At 66.6% G+C, this 17,575-nt stretch carries 19 protein-coding genes; 13 read left to right on the top strand and 6 right to left on the bottom strand.

Annotated elements, in window-relative coordinates; translation table 11 throughout:
• Nucleotides 1–32 precede the first annotated feature (32 nt).
• Entirely contained in the window at nucleotides 33–380 is a 348-nt protein-coding gene (locus DEJ13_RS18125) for an anthrone oxygenase family protein (protein WP_349815052.1), read from the top strand.
• Here the strand turns inward: DEJ13_RS18125 and msrA are convergent, their stop codons facing one another.
• Together msrA and msrB are read right to left on the bottom strand one after the other, a co-directional pair.
• Nucleotides 381–932, bottom strand: coding sequence for a peptide-methionine (S)-S-oxide reductase MsrA (msrA, locus tag DEJ13_RS03890; protein ID WP_111106891.1), 552 nt, complete (start codon nucleotides 930–932; stop codon nucleotides 381–383). It lies immediately after the preceding gene.
• On the bottom strand, nucleotides 929–1,420 hold the full coding sequence (msrB, locus tag DEJ13_RS03895; protein WP_111106892.1) for a peptide-methionine (R)-S-oxide reductase MsrB: 492 nt from the start codon (nucleotides 1,418–1,420) through the stop codon (nucleotides 929–931). The genes msrA and msrB overlap by 4 nt, the downstream gene beginning before the upstream one ends.
• Nucleotides 1,421–1,544: 124 nt before the next feature.
• On the opposite strand from msrB, the gene DEJ13_RS03900 reads away from it, so the two are divergent.
• The 8 genes from DEJ13_RS03900 to DEJ13_RS03935 all read left to right on the top strand — a co-directional run bounded on the left by DEJ13_RS03900 (nucleotide 1,545) and on the right by DEJ13_RS03935 (nucleotide 9,243).
• Nucleotides 1,545–1,802 (top strand): hypothetical protein, encoded by a 258-nt coding sequence (locus DEJ13_RS03900; RefSeq protein WP_146245238.1) that lies wholly within the window; start codon nucleotides 1,545–1,547, stop codon nucleotides 1,800–1,802.
• Between the two features lie 590 nt (nucleotides 1,803–2,392).
• Complete coding sequence (locus tag DEJ13_RS03905; protein ID WP_258374101.1) at nucleotides 2,393–2,896, top strand: molybdopterin-dependent oxidoreductase; 504 nt, start codon at nucleotides 2,393–2,395, stop codon at nucleotides 2,894–2,896.
• The gene (locus DEJ13_RS03910; RefSeq protein WP_111106894.1) at nucleotides 2,893–3,618 is read left to right on the top strand and encodes a ferredoxin reductase; all 726 of its coding nucleotides are present in this window, start codon (nucleotides 2,893–2,895) and stop codon (nucleotides 3,616–3,618) included. Before DEJ13_RS03905 ends, DEJ13_RS03910 begins: the two co-directional genes overlap by 4 nt.
• Nucleotides 3,618–3,920 (top strand): DUF6510 family protein, encoded by a 303-nt coding sequence (locus DEJ13_RS03915; protein ID WP_220037581.1) that lies wholly within the window; start codon nucleotides 3,618–3,620, stop codon nucleotides 3,918–3,920. The genes DEJ13_RS03910 and DEJ13_RS03915 overlap by 1 nt, the downstream gene beginning before the upstream one ends.
• A 191-nt stretch (nucleotides 3,921–4,111) precedes the next feature.
• Nucleotides 4,112–4,435 (top strand): carboxymuconolactone decarboxylase family protein, encoded by a 324-nt coding sequence (locus DEJ13_RS03920; protein ID WP_111106895.1) that lies wholly within the window; start codon nucleotides 4,112–4,114, stop codon nucleotides 4,433–4,435.
• 527 nt (nucleotides 4,436–4,962) lie between these two features.
• Nucleotides 4,963–6,042, top strand: coding sequence for a tyrosine-type recombinase/integrase (locus tag DEJ13_RS03925; protein WP_146245239.1), 1,080 nt, complete (start codon nucleotides 4,963–4,965; stop codon nucleotides 6,040–6,042).
• Nucleotides 6,035–8,608, top strand: coding sequence for a site-specific integrase (locus tag DEJ13_RS03930; RefSeq protein WP_181437027.1), 2,574 nt, complete (start codon nucleotides 6,035–6,037; stop codon nucleotides 8,606–8,608). The genes DEJ13_RS03925 and DEJ13_RS03930 overlap by 8 nt, the downstream gene beginning before the upstream one ends.
• Nucleotides 8,605–9,243, top strand: coding sequence for a DUF6262 family protein (locus tag DEJ13_RS03935; RefSeq protein ID WP_502868724.1), 639 nt, complete (start codon nucleotides 8,605–8,607; stop codon nucleotides 9,241–9,243). The genes DEJ13_RS03930 and DEJ13_RS03935 overlap by 4 nt, the downstream gene beginning before the upstream one ends.
• 46 nt (nucleotides 9,244–9,289) lie before the next feature.
• Here DEJ13_RS03935 and DEJ13_RS03940 read toward each other — a convergent pair whose 3' ends face one another.
• From DEJ13_RS03940 to xylA, 4 genes are all read right to left on the bottom strand, one after another.
• Nucleotides 9,290–9,667: a hypothetical protein gene (locus DEJ13_RS03940; protein WP_111106898.1), complete on the bottom strand. Its 378-nt coding sequence runs from the start codon at nucleotides 9,665–9,667 to the stop codon at nucleotides 9,290–9,292.
• The gene (locus DEJ13_RS03945; protein ID WP_111106899.1) at nucleotides 9,667–10,680 is read right to left on the bottom strand and encodes an acetylxylan esterase; all 1,014 of its coding nucleotides are present in this window, start codon (nucleotides 10,678–10,680) and stop codon (nucleotides 9,667–9,669) included. The genes DEJ13_RS03940 and DEJ13_RS03945 overlap by 1 nt, the downstream gene beginning before the upstream one ends.
• 69 nt (nucleotides 10,681–10,749) lie before the next feature.
• Nucleotides 10,750–12,261, bottom strand: a complete 1,512-nt coding sequence (gene xylB, locus DEJ13_RS03950; RefSeq protein WP_258374094.1) for a xylulokinase — start codon at nucleotides 12,259–12,261, stop codon at nucleotides 10,750–10,752.
• Nucleotides 12,258–13,451 (bottom strand): xylose isomerase, encoded by a 1,194-nt coding sequence (gene xylA / locus DEJ13_RS03955; protein WP_111106949.1) that lies wholly within the window; start codon nucleotides 13,449–13,451, stop codon nucleotides 12,258–12,260. The genes xylB and xylA overlap by 4 nt, the downstream gene beginning before the upstream one ends.
• Before the next feature lie 97 nt (nucleotides 13,452–13,548).
• Here xylA and DEJ13_RS03960 point away from each other — a divergent pair, with 97 nt between their 5' ends.
• From DEJ13_RS03960 to DEJ13_RS03975, 4 genes are read left to right on the top strand one after another with little or no spacing between them, the layout of a single operon-like run.
• Complete coding sequence (locus DEJ13_RS03960; protein ID WP_258374095.1) at nucleotides 13,549–14,748, top strand: Gfo/Idh/MocA family protein; 1,200 nt, start codon at nucleotides 13,549–13,551, stop codon at nucleotides 14,746–14,748.
• Nucleotides 14,745–15,443: a ThuA domain-containing protein gene (locus tag DEJ13_RS03965; protein WP_111106900.1), complete on the top strand. Its 699-nt coding sequence runs from the start codon at nucleotides 14,745–14,747 to the stop codon at nucleotides 15,441–15,443. Before DEJ13_RS03960 ends, DEJ13_RS03965 begins: the two co-directional genes overlap by 4 nt.
• On the top strand, nucleotides 15,440–16,525 hold the full coding sequence (locus DEJ13_RS03970) for a Gfo/Idh/MocA family protein (RefSeq protein ID WP_181437028.1): 1,086 nt from the start codon (nucleotides 15,440–15,442) through the stop codon (nucleotides 16,523–16,525). The genes DEJ13_RS03965 and DEJ13_RS03970 overlap by 4 nt, the downstream gene beginning before the upstream one ends.
• A 23-nt stretch (nucleotides 16,526–16,548) precedes the next feature.
• Nucleotides 16,549–17,574 (top strand): sugar phosphate isomerase/epimerase family protein, encoded by a 1,026-nt coding sequence (locus DEJ13_RS03975; RefSeq protein WP_056122510.1) that lies wholly within the window; start codon nucleotides 16,549–16,551, stop codon nucleotides 17,572–17,574.
• Nucleotide 17,575: the final 1 nt, after the last annotated feature.

The following is a 17,575-nucleotide window of genomic DNA, read 5'->3' on the forward strand; positions in this document are numbered from 1 at the left end:
GGCTGCTCGATCAGAGTCAGCCCCGCTGATGGATGCTCGTCACCAGCGGTGTCGTCTTCTTTGCCGGAGCGACCCTCGTCACGGTCGCCGGCAACGTCCCGTTGAACACCGCGTTGGATGACTCGACGTCGGCTGCGACGGGGGCACGCGCTGCATTCGAGCGTCGATGGAACGTGCTGAATGGGGTACGCTCGGCGTCATCGTCGGCTCGGTACGCCCGCTCGAGGAGGCGGCGGACGCATTCCAGAGGCGAGCACGCATGCAGGGAAAGGTCATCATCCGCGTTGCGGATGATGACCTTTCGGGGTGACCCTCGTCCGAGGAGTGGAGACCGGGGCGCCCAGGGGTGTGGGGGGGCTGGGCGCCCCGGGGCTTTGTGATCAGGCAGACGCTGTCCGCTTGGGCAGCACCCATTCCGGGCGCACGAAGTGGCAGGTGTAGCCATTCGGGTAGGTGATCAGGTAGTCCTGATGTTCGGGCTCCGCCTCCCAGAACGGCCCGGCCCGCTCGATGGTCGTCACCGCATCGCCGGGCCAGAGCCCCGAGGCGTTCACGTCCGCAATGGTTTCCCGTGCGACCTCTTCCTGCTCTGAGGTGAGAGGGAAGATGGCAGAACGGTAGCTGGAGCCGAAGTCGTTGCCCTGGCTGTTCAGCGTCGTCGGGTCATGCACCTGGAAGAAGAACGCCAGGATGTCCCGATACGTCGTCTCCGTCGCGTCGAAGACGATCTCAACCGCCTCCGCGTGTCCGGGGTGGTTGCGGTACGTCGCGTGGTCGTTCTCGCCGCCGGTATAGCCCACGCGGGTGTCGAGCACACCGGGCTGTCGGCGGATGAGGTCTTCCAGCCCCCAGAAGCAGCCGCCGGCGAGGACGGCAGTCTCTGTCCCTGGGGTGCGGGTGACCTCGCCGGTGTCATCGATTCCACTGGTCATGATGCCTCCTCCTGAATGGGGGTTTCGTTGCTCGCGGCGTTCGAAGCCTCGAACAGGCCCTTGTACTGGCCGTAGCCCTGCGCGTCCAGCTCGCTGACGGGAACGAATCGGAGGGCCGCGGAGTTCATGCAGTAGCGCTCCCCGCCCTTGGCGGTGGGGCCGTCGCCGAAGATGTGGCCAAGATGGCTGTCCGCGCCACTCGAACGAGCTTCAATGCGCACCATGCCGTGAGACCTGTCGGTGACGCTGACCACCGCCTTGGGACTGATGGGTCGGGTGAAGCTCGGCCATCCCGTGCCGCTGTCGTACTTGTCCGTAGACGAGAACAGGGGCTGACCGGAGACCACGTCGACGTAGATGCCGGGCTCGTGATGGTCCCAATATTCGTTCCCGAACGCGGGCTCTGTCGCCGACTCTTGAGTGACGCGGCGCTGGCGTTCGGTGAGACGGCTGATGGCCTCGGGGGTCTTGCTGTACTCGGTTGACATTGTGCTCTCCTTAGTAACTGTGGCTACCGAAGCCACAAGATGGGGAAAAGTTGCTGGTGCTGTGCCGACTCCGCTGACTGTGGGGAACTCATGTCGCGCGCCACGGGTCGCGTGGCAACAGGTCATGCGCCGCAACAGCAGCGACAAGACCCTGCAGTATTTGTCCGCAGGGCCGACAGTTGACGAAATGATCAGCGGTTCTGGGGCTCCTGGACGGAGCATCTACTCCCGCGCGAAGCTCGTCGACGTACACATTCACCACGGACTGAGCGGCAACGCACGCGAGGCCGCGATGATCTGCGGCCAGCGAACGACGCCTCATCCCACGCTTCGCCATCGCCTTCTTCCCTTCCGCCGGATTTTGCTGTCCATCTATCCATGAGCGACGCTGAGGCTGAGAACCTTACGCGCTGATCTGCCGGCACTCATACTGGACGAAACAATCCCATATGGAGTAGGAAGGGACCGGGTCCCGTAATCCGATTGCGTCTCGAAGCTGTGGCGCCGGCCCGTACAGGACCACCGAGGAACTGGAGCAAGCGTGTCGCAGAATCAAGAGCCACCCGCGGAAGGAATTCGAGACGGCGATCCCATTGGGATGGACGCCCTTGCCGGCGCTCTGACGCGTTCACCGCTCGCCTATAGCGATGGAACTGCGCAGGTCTTCCTGCCCGACGGGAGCACGACGTTCACCGAGCGTGACGGCAGCAGGACAACCGGCGAATGGGGGGTCGATGAGGGGGGACGGTTCTGGTCGTTCTGGCCCCCGTCATACCGCGCGGAGTACGACGTGTCTTGGGCTGTGGAGTCCACTCGCGTGGTCGGTGTGAGATTTCAAGAACGAGCGCGAGGGGCAACCTCGGACGGCAGATATGTGGACGGTGATTAGGGATCATGGCTGTATTCGGAGCTCGACGGCGTAACAATGACCCGGCCTTGCCGCCCGGTCAGCACTTGACGGAGTCCTTTCCGGTGCTCTCAGCCGGCCCCACCCCTCGGATCGAAAGAGAAACATGGTCGTTCTCCATCGAAACCGAGTCCGGTGACGTCCACCGGTGGTCGTGGGAGGAGTTCGTGGCTCTTCCCTCGGAGGAGATCTCTACAGACATCCACTGCGTCACTAGCTGGTCGAAGCTGGGCACGAGCTGGCGCGGTGTGTCGTTGGACACGCTCTTCGCTGACGTCCAGACGAGTCGTCAGTTCGTCATGGCGCACTCCTACGGCGGCTACACGACCAACCTTCCGCTAGCCGATCTCCTGAATGGTCGAGCCTGGATCGCCAATGAGTACGGCGGGGGACCACTCGACCCCGAGCACGGCGGGCCGGCTCGCCTGCTGGTTCCGCACCTGTACTTCTGGAAGAGCGCGAAGTGGGTTCGCGGCCTCGTGATGCAGGACGCGAACCGTCCAGGGTTCTGGGAGCAGTACGGTTACCATCTGCATGGTGACCCGTGGCGGGAAGAACGGTATTCGTGACCGACTCCACGTTCGCCTGGAGGAAGGGACGGCTGGCGCAGTCCGCGACGCTGAGTTCATCGGCGCGCAGTCTGACCTTCGACGTTCCCGGATGGTCGGGAAATCAGCCCGGACAGCATGTTGACGTTCGCCTCACGGCGCCGGACGGCTATCAGGCGGTGCGGTCGTACTCACTTGCCAACTCGGGCGCCGGGGAAAGTCTCGAGTTGGCCGTTGAACGGCTGCCTGACGGTGAGGTGTCTCCATTTCTCGTCGATGAACTGGAAGTTGGCGATGAGGTCGAATTACGTGGTCCCCTCGGGCGGTGGTTCGTGTGGCAGCCCGAGGAAACCCGGCCCGTGCAATTGATCGGCGGGGGATCGGGTGTTGTTCCACTCGTCGCGATGATTCGTGCCCATGCGGACGCGGGTAGCTTCATTCCCATGCAGCTCCTGTATTCGCTGCGTTCCCCCGAGAACGCGCTGTATCAGGAGGAACTGCGTTCCCTGTCCGACACAGCGGCCACGACATGGCACTACACACGAGTGGCGCCCGAAGGTTGGGCAGGCAAGCCTGCCCGTCTTACCGCCGAGGTGCTACGGGCCAAAACGCTTGCGCCAGAGAGCGACCCGATCATTTACATCTGCGGGCCCACGGGATTCGTCGAATCGGTCGCGCACGAGCTGATACGGCTCGGTCACGACCCGGAGGGCATCCGCACCGAACGTTTCGGAGGGGCATGATGACTCATCTAGACGGCAACGTTCTCGCGGGCGTCGCCTCATCATTGTTCGCGTTTGACCTTCCGACGGCAACCGGACAGTGCGATGCGTGCCTAGATGTCGCATCACTCGCGGAAGCGATGGTCTACGGCGCGCCTATGGGCTTCGTCGTCCGTTGCCGAAACTGCTGTGGGGTATTGGCGCTTCTCGTGGAACGCCCGGGGGACCTGAGGTTGGACATGCGCGGTTTACGGTGGCTCACGCCGTCGGCGGCTGACTACCATCGTCCGGCTGCGGTCGCGGAAGGAACCCGCTCTCCGTGATTGTGCCGCTCGCAGGAAGGTAGCGGGCGCGGAGCTTACATCCACATGTCGGCGGGCAAGGCGAGTCTCCTCGGCGTGCAACCACGTCCACGGGCTTCGCTCTTTGAAGGTGTGGCCGACGTTGTAGCTGGCTGCCCGACCTCTCGTCACGACCGCAGCTCTTGAGATCAGCTCTGCGAAAGGGGCACGGCATGAACCAGCTTCAGTACACCAACACCAGGTTCGATCCGAATAGGACCAGACTGCACGACATCGCAAAGGACATGGCGGAGGCATTCGGGTACACAGCAACGCTCGGGATCGATAGTGAACTCGCGCAGCTACTCCGCCTGCGGGTGGCTCAGCTGAACCCCTGCTCGTACTGCCTCATTCTGCATACAGAGGCTGCGCACGCCGCGGGGTCCACGCCGGCGAAGGTGGCGCATTTGCTGAGCTGGCGAGAGAGCACCCTCTTCTCGCCGGAAAGCGCGGCGCTCGAGTGGCTGGTGCCGCGCTACCTGAGATTCTTCCGGTAAGCCGCTTGTCGTGGATGCTTCATGAACGCTGTCGGCAAGCAGCACCGCTACTCCTTCTGATCAACGAGAAGATGGAGCGCCCCCAACGCCCGGCACTTTGGCGTCGCCACAAAGACCTCTCGATCCAGTAAGCTTCGCCGGCCTCACTGTGGAGTCGGTCGCCATGTCCGCCCTTCTTCATCGCGCAGCGATCGCAGACCAGGGTCCTTGCAACGCCTCCAAGCGAGCGGGGGACCTCGCGATTACATTGGACATGTCCAACGTAAATACCCGTTCAGTAGGGAAAAAACCTCTGATACGGTAGCGACCTGTGAGGCATTCATCAGCGGCTCGGACCACCAACCCGTCACTAGCGCGCACTATGTCGGGCTGCTCTCCGGTGTCGGGATGGATGAGCGGACAACAACGGCCGTCGGGCCGGCCTATCGCCTCCGTGTCGCGAGTGAGGTGGGACCATCTCACTACCTGACGGCCCCTATCGCTTGGACGTCGCGACACTTCCCGGTGGTGAGCGGAGGTTCGTCATCGTGGACGCGTATGACCACCTGCACGCATCTTCTTCATGGCTCGCAGCCCTCGAAGACCTTGACAGATCTCCGAACACCGCGGAGCACTACGGGCGCCGTGTTGTCCGGTACCTGAACTGGACGCTCACAACGGCCGACTGGCGGGCGGTTTCCGTGAATCACCTCGTGTTGTGGCGGCGCGCGCTCATGGCGACCTCGACCATGAACGCGGAAACTGTTGACGCGCACATTATCGCTATCCGATCATTCTACGAATGGGCAGCCACCAGGGAGTTGGTCCGGCCGTCCGTGGCAGCCCAGTTTTCAGAGATGAAGTGGTTCGCCCCGGGAAGTCCCGCTGGCGGCGAGCACGGACGTCATCGTTCGGTGACCGCGGAGAGGCTCCGCGGGGAGCCCCGGAAACCGTCTCCGCCACCTCGGTGGATTAGCGACCGTGGCGCGCGCGACAGGCTGGAGACCCTTGCTCTCCCGGCTCGCGACCGATTCCTCATCGATCTCCTGTACTTCACGGGAATTCGGGTGGGCGAGGCGGCCTCGTTGTTCACAGCCGACATGCACTTGGGTGGGGGAACCCGCAGTTCGGGGTGCAACATTCGTGACCCCCACTTCCACGTCAAGATGGACAACCCTGTGACCAACGGCGCCCGCGCGAAGGGGGCCGAACGCACGCTGTTTGCAAAACAACTGCTTGTCGATGGGTACATCGACTACGTCATTCAGCGCAGGGAAATCCTCGGCAATAGTGATAACTCGCCGCACATGCTCGTAAATCTCTACACCCACGGGCGCGCACTGGGCGAAGCCATGAAGGAGGATCGGATAGCAGAGATTGTCGAAGAGTGCGGCAAGAAGATTGACTATCCACTGAGTGGGCCGCACATGCTTCGGCACACCTTCGCCACTCGGCTCGTGCGAGGGTACGACGTCCCTAAACAGCCCCTCGAAGTGGTGCAAGCCCTCATGGGGCACCGCAGCAAGCAATCAACCCAGATCTATGTGCATGACGTTGAGATCGCGATGGTGGCTGCTCTCGACAGCCTTCCGACGCGTCGCCTCAACCTGGAGACACGCCGTGACTGAATTCGCTAACGACTTTCGCACCTCGACGAGCCACGAACTGACGCCCTCACAAGAATGGGCAAATTACATTCGAGGTCGCGTGATGATGGACTGGCGGCCCGGTGAGTTCGATCCCGACACTCTTGTATACACGCCTGACGTCGATAGGGCGGACACGTACCTGAGCCGGTGTTCGAAAGCAGGGTGCGAGACCAGGGTCCAGGGCAAGCTGTGCCCCGTGTGTCATAAAGAACGTAAGCGCCTCATGGCCGAGGGCGCCGACGCATTCAACCTTGCCGAATGGCTCGAAGTCCCACGCGAAAAGATCGAGCGGCCGACCAGTTGTGTGATCACCGGGTGTCAGCGCAGTGTCGTGAATACCGGGTTGTGCGTGAATCACCGAACTGCGTGGTGGGGCTGGAAGCGTCGCACGGGGAGGTCGGACATGGGGGAGTGGATCACTGAGCGGCGTCCGAAGCCCTTCCCTCCAGCCGAGCAAAAGTGTCGGGCGGTGATCTGTAAGCGGGATGGTGCGGGAGCTTGGGTCCTTTGTGACGTCCACGAAGGAGCCTGCCGTTCTTGGGCGAAGCGAATGGGCATCGGGAAGCCCAACCCTGCTGATGTCGAGAGTTGGCTGCACAATTATTTCGAGCTGCCTGTTTCCGCAGACCAGAAGTACACATACGCGCAGCGCACCGCGACGCCATTTCATCTACTTCGAGAGCCGATCCGGTCCGAGTTGCTGTTCGCCCTGCAGCAGAGAGACATATCCGCCAACGCGCACATCCCACCGATCCTCGTTCGCCGCGTGTATCAGTTGCTTCGCAACTCCGAGCACGAGACGCTCGTCGGTCTCAACGCCTTGAACCTCCCGACGCCACACGCGAACATCGCAGGCTTCTATCGGGATCTGCAGTCCAGGATTGACCAGGCGCATCGTGAGTGGGCGGGGGAGCAGGGGCGGACGTTTGGGCTGTATTTCCTCACAGACCTCGACTTGAAATACTCAGTGAAGCCAGTCCACCGGCGGACGCGGATCGACCTGCGTGAACTGAGGCTACGTTGGTGGGTGGAAAGCGTGGATTCATACATCCTCGAGGCTGGTCCCCATGGGCGGAACAAGCTCGAAGCCGCGGTTCGAGTCGCACGGATTGTCGACCAAGTTCTTCACGCGAGAGGAACGCCCGTTGAAGCGCTCGGAGGGGCCGACGCCACCGCCGTCCTGAAAGCGATTCGTAAGGCGTGGGACACGATCCACGCTCAACGGCTCGCCCTCGCCGCGCTGAGGGGAATGCTTGATTTCTTTCGCGCCTCGGAGGACTTTCTCCCGGTCTGGCGACGGCTGCCAGCCACCTTCGACCGCGAATTCCTGCGTCAAAAGGCTGTTGGCAAACCGCCGGGCGGCAAGGAGCATGATGACTCTTTCCGATTCATCCCGCAACCAATTGTCGACTGGTTGATGGACCACCTGCATCTCCTACAGCGACACTCAGCCCTAGTCACGGCCGAAGCGAAGGTCATGATCTACTTGCAAGAGCGATGCGGACGTCGAACTTCTGAGACGGTTCGGCTAAAGGAAGAATGCATCTCGTATGACAGTGCCGGGCAGGCCTACCTCGAGTGGGATCGCGTCAAGCCACCCTTCGGTCGTGGCACGCGTCTCCCGATCCACAAGGATGTTCACGATGCAATCAGGCAATGGCAAGAAATCAAGATCGAGCACGGCATCGAGTCTCAGTGGCTCTTTCCTACGGACCGAGGAAGAAAGGACGCGCCGCGTTCAGCAGCATTCTTGAACGCAAGGATCGACGAGCTCGTAGCCGTTGTGCTCGACGAAGCTCCGTTCATGGAAGAGGTGGAAGGCGCAGACGGAAACTACATCAGGTTCGATCTGACAACTATCGACGCGTACGCCTTTCGCCATGCATTCGCGCAACGTCATGCCGATGCGACCGACCGTGAGGGGCGTCCGACTTGCACTCCGGAGGAACTGCAGGAGTGGATGGGCCATAAGAGTTTCAAGACGACGATGAACTACTTTCTCATCACCAGCAGACGAAAGCGGCACGCGATGTCGTCGCTTCCCTCGCGGCGGCTCAACTGGTCAGGTGAAGCAGTTACTGTGGATCGAGAGCGCGATGGTTTCACCAAGTTGGCTGTCTCTCTTGGGTCATGCACGGAGCCCGCTAACGTGGCGGCCGGCGGTGCTGCATGTGCGATGGATCATGTCTGCGAATCATGCCCGTTCTTCCTGGTCGATCCTTTCGAAAGAGACGGACTGCTAGCAAAGCGTCTGTATCTGCAGGCACAGATTGAGCGCGTGCGAATCATCGCGCCGGACAGTCACATGATTAGTCACTACGAGCGCAGAACACGCGACTGCGACCGAATTCTCGCCGGCATTGATTCCTACATCGATAATCTGCCTGAAATGGAAAGGTCATCAATACACCTAGCTCTCGAGAAGATGGAGGACATTCGGCGTCGAGCTGGCGCTCCCCGTCGTATCGACCTTCGTGCTATTCATGGCGAATTCTCGCATCTGTCGGACATCGAGCGCGCCGGCGCAACGAAGGGCATCGAATGAGTCGTGGCGCAATTCAAGGCCTCCATGCAAGTCGTAGACAAGCGTCTCTTGACAAAAGAGCGGCGGTGTTACGGGCCTTGGACGCGGCGATGGATTCAAGCGAGAAGATCACCATATCCGGAGTCGCCCGTGAAGCGCGCGTCTCGCGCGAGTTCATTCATACTCAGGGTGATCTGGCCGAGCGTATTCGTCAGTCGGGTCGCCAGCAGGCAGAATTACGGCGCCGGCTTGAAAGCGACGAGGCGAACTGGCGCGAGGGTCAGGCGGTAGATCGAGCGACCTTGATGAAGAAGCTTGTAGAGCAGCGCAAACGAATCGGTAGTCTCGAACAGAAAGTCGATGAACTGCGAGCCGCAAGGAGGCGCCTACTAGGCGAGCGGCTGGTCGCGCTTGACTCCCCCAGCTCAATCGAAACGCTCGAGGCGCTGGTGACCTCGGAACACTTCGCTTCAGAGAACGAACGACTGCAACGCGAGCTGGACGAAGCAGTCAAACTGTCCACCCGGTTGAGGGGTGAACTCGGAGGCGCTCGTGAGCTACTACGTGAGTTACTCCGCGACTCGGCCGGGGAAGAGGCATTGCGTCCCATCGTCCCCATTCGTTCAGCCGACCCTAGACCTGGTGATTCGGTTTAGCCACGACGGCCGTGCCTGACAGAGCCTGACACCCCTGGGCCCGCTACTACGGGCAGATCGTTCGTCGACCCCGGATAACCTCAGGGTGGCCCTTGAGTGCGACGCCGCGCTCCCGGAACCAGCGCGCCGCCTGCTGCAGCCGCCCGGTGTCGGGCTTCCCGCGCTCCGGCTCGAACCGACCCCAGTAGAACGGCAGCGTCGCGGTGTTGAAGACGTCCGTGTACAGCGCGGCCAGGTCCTCGGTGCCGACCGGGTCCGTTTCGCCGTTGGCCAGCGGGACGAAGTCGAAGCCGATGTTGCCGAAGGCGAACGCGTGCCGGGTCTGCGCCACCGTGACCGCGACGTCGGGCAGCGGTGCTCCCGCGGCGTCGACGACGGTCAGGACGGTCTCGCCGAACCGGTGCGCGGGAGCGGACGTCGGCATCAGCGCCGCCCGTCACGTTCGCGCAGGAAGGCCACCTGCCGCTCCCAGTGCCGGAAGCCACCGCCCCCGTGGCCGTTGTACGGGTAGACCTCGATCTGTCGGTCCGTCGATGCCAGGGCGTTGTACGCCGCGAACGTCGTCCGCGGGGGCACGACCTCGTCCATGAGCGCGACGGAGAACAGCGCGGGTGCGTCGATCCGCGCGGCGAAGTTGACGCCGTCCAGGTAGGACGCGGTCGTCCACACGGTCTCGGCCGCATCCCGGTGCACGGCCAGGTAGCGGACGAGCTCCTGGTACGGGTCGCTCAGCGCCACGAGCGCGCCGTGCTCCCAGTCGCACAGGAACGCCACGTCGGGCAGCACGGCCACGATCGGTCCCACGTGCGCCTGGACCAGCGCTGCGGCCGCGATCGCGATCCCGCCCCCCTGGCTGCCGCCGGTGAGCGCGATCCGGTCCGGGTCGACGCCGGGCAGCGTGCGGACCGCGTCGACGAGCCGCACGGCGTCGGTGTAGACGCGGCGGTAGTGGTGGTCCTCGGGGCGGTCGATCCCGCTCGTCATCCAGCCGCCGATGTGCGGGCCGGCACCGTGTGGGTCCGGGGTGTCGCCCCCGCCCCACCCGCTGCCCTGACCGCGGGTGTCCATCACGACGTGCACATACCCGGCGAGCGCCCATGCGACTCGTTCTCCCGGGCGACCGCGACCTCCGTTGTAGCCGAGGAACTCGACCACGACCGGCAGCCGTGCGTCGTCCGATCCGGAGCTGGCTCCCGCTGGACGGGTCACCCAGGCGCGGACGGGGTCGGCCGCGAACCCCGGGAAGGTCAGGTCCTCGATCACGAGCCCCGTCACCGGGGTGTCCGCGGGGACGGTCACGGGGTGGGCGCCGGTCTGCTCGGCGGCGGCGCGGGCCTGGGCGATCGTGTCGGCCCAGAAGGCGTCGAAGTCCTCGGGCTCACGGACGCTCGGGCGGTGGGAACGCAGTTCCTCGAGGGGCAGGTCGGTCAGCGGCATCGGTGTCCTCCGGGGACGGTGGTGCCCCCGACACCCGAGCGGGTGCCGGGGGCACGGTGGTGATGTGGGTCAGGACGCGGCGACGGCGTCCCGGTAGTGCTGCAGGACCTCGGGTCGCGGGTCCGCGGCGACGGTCGTCGTCGCGAGCATCCACGTCGGCAGGGTCCCGGTGAGCGCCCAGGCGGCCTGTCGCGCAGCGCCGGCGGCGACGTACTCGCCCGGTTCGGGCAGGTGCACGTCGCGCCCGAACACCTGCGCGGCGATCGTCCGGACGGCCTCGTTGCGCGCAGCCCCGCCGATCAGCAGGAGTCGGTCCACGGTGACACCCGACGCCTCGACAGCAGCGAGGCCGTCCGCGAGCGCGCAGAGCATGCCCTCGAACGCCGCGCGGGCCAGGTGCTCCCGGTCGGTCGTCCCCGGGGTCATGCCGACGAGCGACGCCGTGGCGTCCGGTCGGTTCGGGGTGCGCTCGCCGACGAAGTACGGCACGAGCACCAGCCCCTCGGCGCCGGCAGGAGCACGCAGTGCCAGCTCGCCGAGCTCGCCGTGGTCGACGCCGAGCAGGCCGCCGATCACCTCGAGCACGCGGGCCGCGTTGAGCGTCGTGACGATCGGGAGGCGCGCCCCCGTCGCGTCGGCGAAGCCCGCCACGGTCCCGCTCGGGTCCGCGAGCGCGGCGTCGGTCACGCCGAACACCGTCCCGCTGGTCCCGAGGGACACCGCGACGTCGCCCGGGCCGAGGCCCAGGCCGAGCGCCGCGCCCGCGTTGTCGCCGGTGCCGGCGCCGACGACGAGTCCGCGGTGCAGGACACCGCCGCCGGGCAGCGGCACGTCGGTCTCGAGCGTGCCCATCGCCTGGTCGGGGTCGACGACCCGGGGGACGACGACCGCGTCCTCGTCGCCGGTGCCCGCGATGCGCATCCGGCGTCCCAGGGCGAGCTCGAACAGCTCCGGGTCGTACTCGCGTCGAGCCGGGTCCCAGTACGCGGTGCCGCTGGCGTCCGACGCGTCGGTCGCCAGGGCGTCGAGGTCGGCGCCGAGCGGGCTCTCGTCCGCCGGGCCGTACCCGCGCAGCCGCCATGACAGCCAGTCGTGGGGGAGTGCCACGGCCGCCACCCGGCCTGCGTTCTCCGGCTCGGCGTCGCGGAGCCACCGCAGCTTGGTCCCGGTGAACGAGGCCACCGGGACCAGTCCCGTGCGGGTGACCCAGGCTTCCCGACCGAGCTCGTCGACCATCTGGGCGGCCGCGTCGGCGCTGCGGACGTCGTTCCACAGGAGTGCGTCGCGGACGACCCGGCCGTCCTCGTCCAGCGCGACCATGCCGTGCTGCTGGCCGGCGACGGCGATCGCCGCGACGTCGTCGAGCCCGCCGGCGTCCGCGATCGCGGTGCCGAGCGCGGTCCACCAGTGCTCGGGATCGACCGAGGTGCCGTCCGGGTGGGACGCGCGGCCCTCACGGACGATCGCTCCGGTGTGGGCGTCGCGGATGGTGACCTTGCAGGACTGGGTCGAGGAGTCGACCCCGGCGACGAGCGTGCCGTCGCCGGAGTCGACCGTGCCCGGACGGATGTCAGACGTCAATTCCGCGCGCCCATGAGGTGCTCGACGGCGAGCTGCTGCAGGCGGACGAACCCGAAGCCCTTGGCGCCGAAGTACGCGTCGGCGTCGAAGTCCTCGTACGCCGAGCGGTCGGCGAGCACGTCGTCGTAGGACTCGCCCGGGTTGAGCGTCGGGGTGCTCAGCTCGTCGACCTTCGACGCCTGCAGCGCCGCCTGGACCTCGGGGTCGGCGCGGAATGCCTGCGCACGCTCCTTGAGCAGCAGGTACATGCGCATGTTCGCCGCCGCGGAGTCCCAGACGCCCGAGATGTCCTCGGTGCGGCTCGGCTTGTAGTCGAAGTGGCGGGGGCCGTCGTATGCGACGCCGCCCTGGGGTGCGCCGTGTTCGAGCAGGTCGACGAGCGAGAACGCGTTCTGCAGGTCGCCGTGACCGAAGACCAGGTCCTGGTCGTACTTGATGCCGCGCTGCCCGTTGAGGTCGATGTGGAAGAGCTTGCCCTGGTAGAGCGCCTGGGCGATGCCGGCCGTGAAGTTCAGGCCCGCCATCTGCTCGTGGCCGACCTCGGGGTTCACGCCGAACAGCTCCGGACGCTCGAGGGTGTCGATGAAGGCGATCGCGTGGCCGAGGGTCGGCAGCAGGATGTCGCCGCGGGGCTCGTTCGGCTTCGGCTCGATCGCGAAGCGGATGTCGTAGCCCTTGTCGGTGACGTACTGCGCGAGCAGGTCGACCGACTCCTTGTAGCGGGAGAGCGCGGCCTGCACGTCCTTGGCGGAGTCGTACTCGGCGCCCTCGCGGCCACCCCACATCACGAAGGTCTTCGCACCGAGCTCGGCGGCGAGGTCGACGTTGCGGAGCACCTTGCGGAGCGCGAAGCGGCGGACCTGGCGGTCGTTCGAGGTGAAGCCGCCGTCCTTGAAGACGGGGGCGGAGAACAGGTTCGTCGTGACCATCGGCACGACGATCCCGGTGGACTCGAGCGCGCCCTTGAGGCGGTCGATCTGGGTCTGGCGCTCGGCGTCGGTCGAGCCGAACGCGAACAGGTCGTCGTCGTGGAAGGTCAGGCCGTAGGCGCCGAGCTCGTCGAGCTTCTCGACCGCCTCGACCACGTCGAGCTGGGGGCGGGTGGGCCCGCCGAAGGGGTCCGAGCCGTTGTAGCCGATGGTCCAGAGACCGAAGGAGAACTTGTCTGCACGGGTGGGCGTCGCTGCCATGGTGGTCACCGTTCGTCGTCGAAACAAAATGTTGCCGCGCCCAACATAAGCGGTAGTGTTGACTCTGGCAAGGACGTGATCGCAAGGGAGCGAACGGATGGCACGCAGACCCCTCCGGGTGGCGATGATCGGGCACGGCTTCATGGGAGCCGCGCACTCACAGGCATGGCGGACGGCGCCCAGGTTCTTCGACCTCGACGCCGAGCCCGAGATGACCGTGGTCGTCGGACGTGATCCCGACCGCACCGAAGCAGCGCGCGAGCAGTACGGGTGGCAGACGGCCTCGACCGACTGGCGTGCCGTGGTCGCAGACCCGGACATCGACGTCGTCGACGTGGTCTCGCCGGGGTCCTCGCACGTCGAGGTCGCCGTCGCGGCGCTGCGGGCCGGCAAGCACGTGCTGTGCGAGAAGCCCCTCGCCAACACCGTCGCCGAGGCCGAGGCGATGGTCGCCGCAGCAGCCGAGGCCCGGCAGCACGGCGTGCGCGCCATGGTCGGGTTCAGCTACCGCCGCGTCCCCGCGATCGCGTTCGCCCGCCAGCTGGTGCAGGACGGGAGGATCGGGACCATCCGTCAGGTCCGCGCGCTCTACCTGCAGGACTGGCTGACCGACGAGGAGGGCCCGATGACGTGGCGCCTCGACAAGTCGCTGGCCGGTTCCGGCTCGCTCGGTGACATCGGCGCACACGCGATCGACATGGCCGAGTTCGTCACCGGCGCGCAGCTCGCCAGTGTCTCCGGCACCCTCGAGACCTTCGTGCACGAGCGCCCGCTGCTCGGCGAGGGCGTCGGGCTGTCCGGCACCGCGTCGAGCGAGCGGGGCCAGGTCACCGTCGACGACGCCGCGTTCTTCCTCGGCCGGCTCACCGGCGGCGCTGCCGACGGCGCGATCGGCACCTTCGAGGCCACGCGCTACGCGACCGGACGGAAGAACGGGCTCACGCTCGAGGTCTCCGGCTCGACGGGTGCGATCCAGTTCGACCTCGAGTCGATGAACGAACTGCGCCTGTACGAGTCGTCGGCGCCCGCGGGGGAGCAGGGCTTCCGCCGGATCCTGGTCACCGAGCCCGAGCACCCCTACATGGCCGCGTGGTGGCCGACGGGGCACCTGATCGGGTACGAGCACACCTTCAGCCACCAGGTGAAGGACTTCGTGGACGCCATCACCGCCGGCACCGACCCGTCGCCGTCGTTCGAGGACGGCCTGCACGTGCAGCGTGTGCTCGACGCCGTCGAACGCAGCGCCGCCGACGGCAGCAGCTGGACGCCCACCACCACCGGATCGGAACCCGCATGAGCCCCCAGCGCCAGGCCCTCGTCGTCCGCGGGGGCTGGGACGGGCACCAGCCCGTCGAGACCACCGACGCCTTCGTGCCGTTCCTGCGGGACAACGGCTTCGACGTCGCGGTCCACGACTCCACCGCGGTCTACGCCGACCCGTCCGTGATGGACACGGTCGACCTCATCGTGCAGGTCGTCACGATGTCGACCATCGCCGACGACGAGTTCGCCGGGCTGCAGCGTGCCGTGCTCGGCGGTGCCGGACTGGCCGGGTGGCACGGTGGCATCGCCGACGCGTTCCGGAACACGGCCGACTACCTGCACATGGTCGGCGGGCAGTTCGCCCACCACGCCGCCAAGCCCCCGGCAGAGCGCACCGGGGAGCAGTCGGACAACTACATCCCGTACACGGTCCACATCACCGCGGCCGGGCACGAGCACCCGATCACGCAGGGCATCGAGGACTTCGACCTGGTCACCGAGCAGTACTGGGTCCTCAGTGACGAGTACAACGACGTGCTGGCCACCACCACGCAGGCAGCGCGCGACTTCGACGCCTGGAACCGCCCGGTCACGGCGCCGGCGATCTGGACCCGGCAGTGGGGACAGGGCCGCGTGTTCGTCTCCGCACCCGGGCACCGGCTCGAGGTCGTCGAGTCGCAGCCGCTCCGCACGGTCATCGAACGGGGGCTCCTGTGGGCAGCACGATGAGGGTCGGCATGGTCGGCGTCGGCAACATCAGCCGCCAGTACCTGCAGCACCTGCCCGACCTGGCGAACCTGCGCCTGACCGCGGTCGCCGACCTCGACACCGAGCGGGCGGCGGCCGTCGCGGGCGAGCAGGGCGTCCTGGCGCTCGACGTCGACGAGCTGCTGGCCCACGACGAGGTCGACGTGGTGCTCAACCTGACGATCCCCGCGGCGCACGCCGAGGTCGCGGAGCGCGCGCTCGCCGCCGGCAAGCACGTCTACGGCGAGAAGCCGCTCGCCACGAGCACCGCCGAGGCCGCGCCCGTGCTCGAACACGCCCGCGCCGCCGGTCTGCGGGTCGGCAGCGCGCCGGACACCGTGCTCGGCACCGGCATCCAGACGGCCAGGGCCGCGCTCGACGAGGGCATGATCGGCTCCCCGGTCGGCGCTGCCGTGTCCTGGAGCGCACCGGGCCACGAGCTCTGGCACCCGGCTCCGGCGTTCTACTACCAGCCGGGCGGCGGTCCGCTGCTCGACATGGGGCCGTACTACCTGACCAGCCTGGTGTCGTTCTTCGGCCCGGTCGTCCGGGTCAGCGGCAGTGCGACCCGGTCCTCCCGCGAGCGCACCGTCGCCACCGGGCCCCTGGCGGGCACCCCGATCCCGGTCGACGTCGACACCCACGTGGTGGCCGTCCTCGAACACGAGAGCGGGGTCGTCTCGACGGTCACCGTGTCCTTCGAGGTCTGGGCCACCCGGTCGCCGCTGTTCGAGGTGTACGGCACGGCGGGCACCCTGGCCGTGCCCGACCCGAACGCGTTCTCGGAGACCGCGGCCATCGCGACGGCCGACGACCGCACCTGGCGGGACCTGCCCGTCCGGGGCGGGTACGCCGACGCCGGACGGGGCTACGGCCTGGCCGACATGGCGCACGCGATCGAGACCGGCCGTCCACACCGGGCGTCCGGGGAACTGGCGTACCACGTGCTCGAGGTGATGGAAGCGGTCGGCACCGCGTCCCGCGAGCACACGGTCGTGCCCGTGACCTCCCGGGTCGAGCGACCGGCGACGGTGCCGCTCGGCGCGCGACCCGACACCTGGTGACCACTGTGACGGAAGGAAGCACCATGACGGACGAACCACGAGCCTCCAGGCCGGTGACCCTGTTCACCGGGCAGTGGGCAGACCTGCCCTTCGAGGAGGTGGCCCGACTCGCCGGTGCGTGGGGCTACGACGGACTCGAGATCGCCTGCTGGGGTGACCACCTGGACGTGCGTCGCGCCGCGACGGACCCGGAGTACGTCGCCGACCGCAAGCGCATCCTCAGTGAGAACGGCCTGCAGGTCTGGACGATCGCGAACCACCTGGTGGGCCAGGCCGTGTGCGACGACCCGATCGACCAGCGCCACGAGGACATCGTCCCGCCGCACGTGTGGGGCGACGGCGACCCCGAGGGAGTGCGGCAGCGTGCCGCCGAGGAACTGCAGTGGACCGCCCGCGCCGCCGCGGCGATGGGCGTCGACACCGTGACCGGGTTCTCCGGGTCCTCGATCTGGAAGACCGTCGCCGGGTTCCCGCCGGTGCCGCCGTCGATGATCGACGCCGGGTACCAGGACTTCCACGACCGGTGGTCGCCGATCCTGGACGTCTTCGAGGAAGTGGGGGTCCGCTTCGCGCTCGAGGTGCACCCCTCCGAGATCGCCTACGACTACTGGACCGCCAAGCGGACGCTCGAGGTCTTCGCCGACCGTCCGGCGTTCGGGTTCAACTTCGACCCGTCGCACTTCGTCTGGCAGGACCTCGACCCCGCCGCGTTCCTGCTCGACTTCGCGGACCGGGTCTACCACGTGCACTGCAAGGAGTCGGTGAAGCAGCTCGACGGGCGGAACGGCCGGCTGTCGTCGCACCTGCCGTGGGGCGACCCCCGACGCGGCTGGGACTTCGTGACGGCCGGACACGGCGACGTCCCGTGGGAGCGGGTGTTCCGCGTGCTGAACCACATCGGCTACACCGGTCCGACCAGCGTCGAGTGGGAGGACGCCGGCATGGACCGGCTCGTCGGCGGCCCCGAGGCGCTCGCGTTCGTGCGCCGGCTCGGCACCATCGCTCCGCCGGACGCCGCGTTCGACGCCGCGTTCTCGCGGTCGCGCTGAA

The organism is Curtobacterium sp. MCLR17_007 (genome assembly GCF_003234655.2).
Lineage (GTDB): Bacteria > Actinomycetota > Actinomycetes > Actinomycetales > Microbacteriaceae > Curtobacterium.

Coding starts and splice junctions, on each gene's coding strand:
- DEJ13_RS03915 (WP_220037581.1), top strand. CDS start 3,618: ATGACTCATCTAGACGGCAACGTTCTCGCGGGCGTCGCCTCATCATTG.
- DEJ13_RS18125 (WP_349815052.1), top strand. CDS start 33: ATGCTCGTCACCAGCGGTGTCGTCTTCTTTGCCGGAGCGACCCTCGTC.
- DEJ13_RS03970 (WP_181437028.1), top strand. CDS start 15,440: ATGAGGGTCGGCATGGTCGGCGTCGGCAACATCAGCCGCCAGTACCTG.
- DEJ13_RS03960 (WP_258374095.1), top strand. CDS start 13,549: ATGGCACGCAGACCCCTCCGGGTGGCGATGATCGGGCACGGCTTCATG.
- msrB (WP_111106892.1), bottom strand. CDS start 1,420: ATGTCAACCGAGTACAGCAAGACCCCCGAGGCCATCAGCCGTCTCACC.
- DEJ13_RS03900 (WP_146245238.1), top strand. CDS start 1,545: ATGCGCCGCAACAGCAGCGACAAGACCCTGCAGTATTTGTCCGCAGGG.
- DEJ13_RS03935 (WP_502868724.1), top strand. CDS start 8,605: ATGAGTCGTGGCGCAATTCAAGGCCTCCATGCAAGTCGTAGACAAGCG.
- DEJ13_RS03945 (WP_111106899.1), bottom strand. CDS start 10,680: ATGCCGCTGACCGACCTGCCCCTCGAGGAACTGCGTTCCCACCGCCCG.
- DEJ13_RS03940 (WP_111106898.1), bottom strand. CDS start 9,667: ATGCCGACGTCCGCTCCCGCGCACCGGTTCGGCGAGACCGTCCTGACC.
- DEJ13_RS03975 (WP_056122510.1), top strand. CDS start 16,549: ATGACGGACGAACCACGAGCCTCCAGGCCGGTGACCCTGTTCACCGGG.
- msrA (WP_111106891.1), bottom strand. CDS start 932: ATGACCAGTGGAATCGATGACACCGGCGAGGTCACCCGCACCCCAGGG.
- xylA (WP_111106949.1), bottom strand. CDS start 13,451: ATGGCAGCGACGCCCACCCGTGCAGACAAGTTCTCCTTCGGTCTCTGG.
- DEJ13_RS03965 (WP_111106900.1), top strand. CDS start 14,745: ATGAGCCCCCAGCGCCAGGCCCTCGTCGTCCGCGGGGGCTGGGACGGG.
- DEJ13_RS03920 (WP_111106895.1), top strand. CDS start 4,112: ATGAACCAGCTTCAGTACACCAACACCAGGTTCGATCCGAATAGGACC.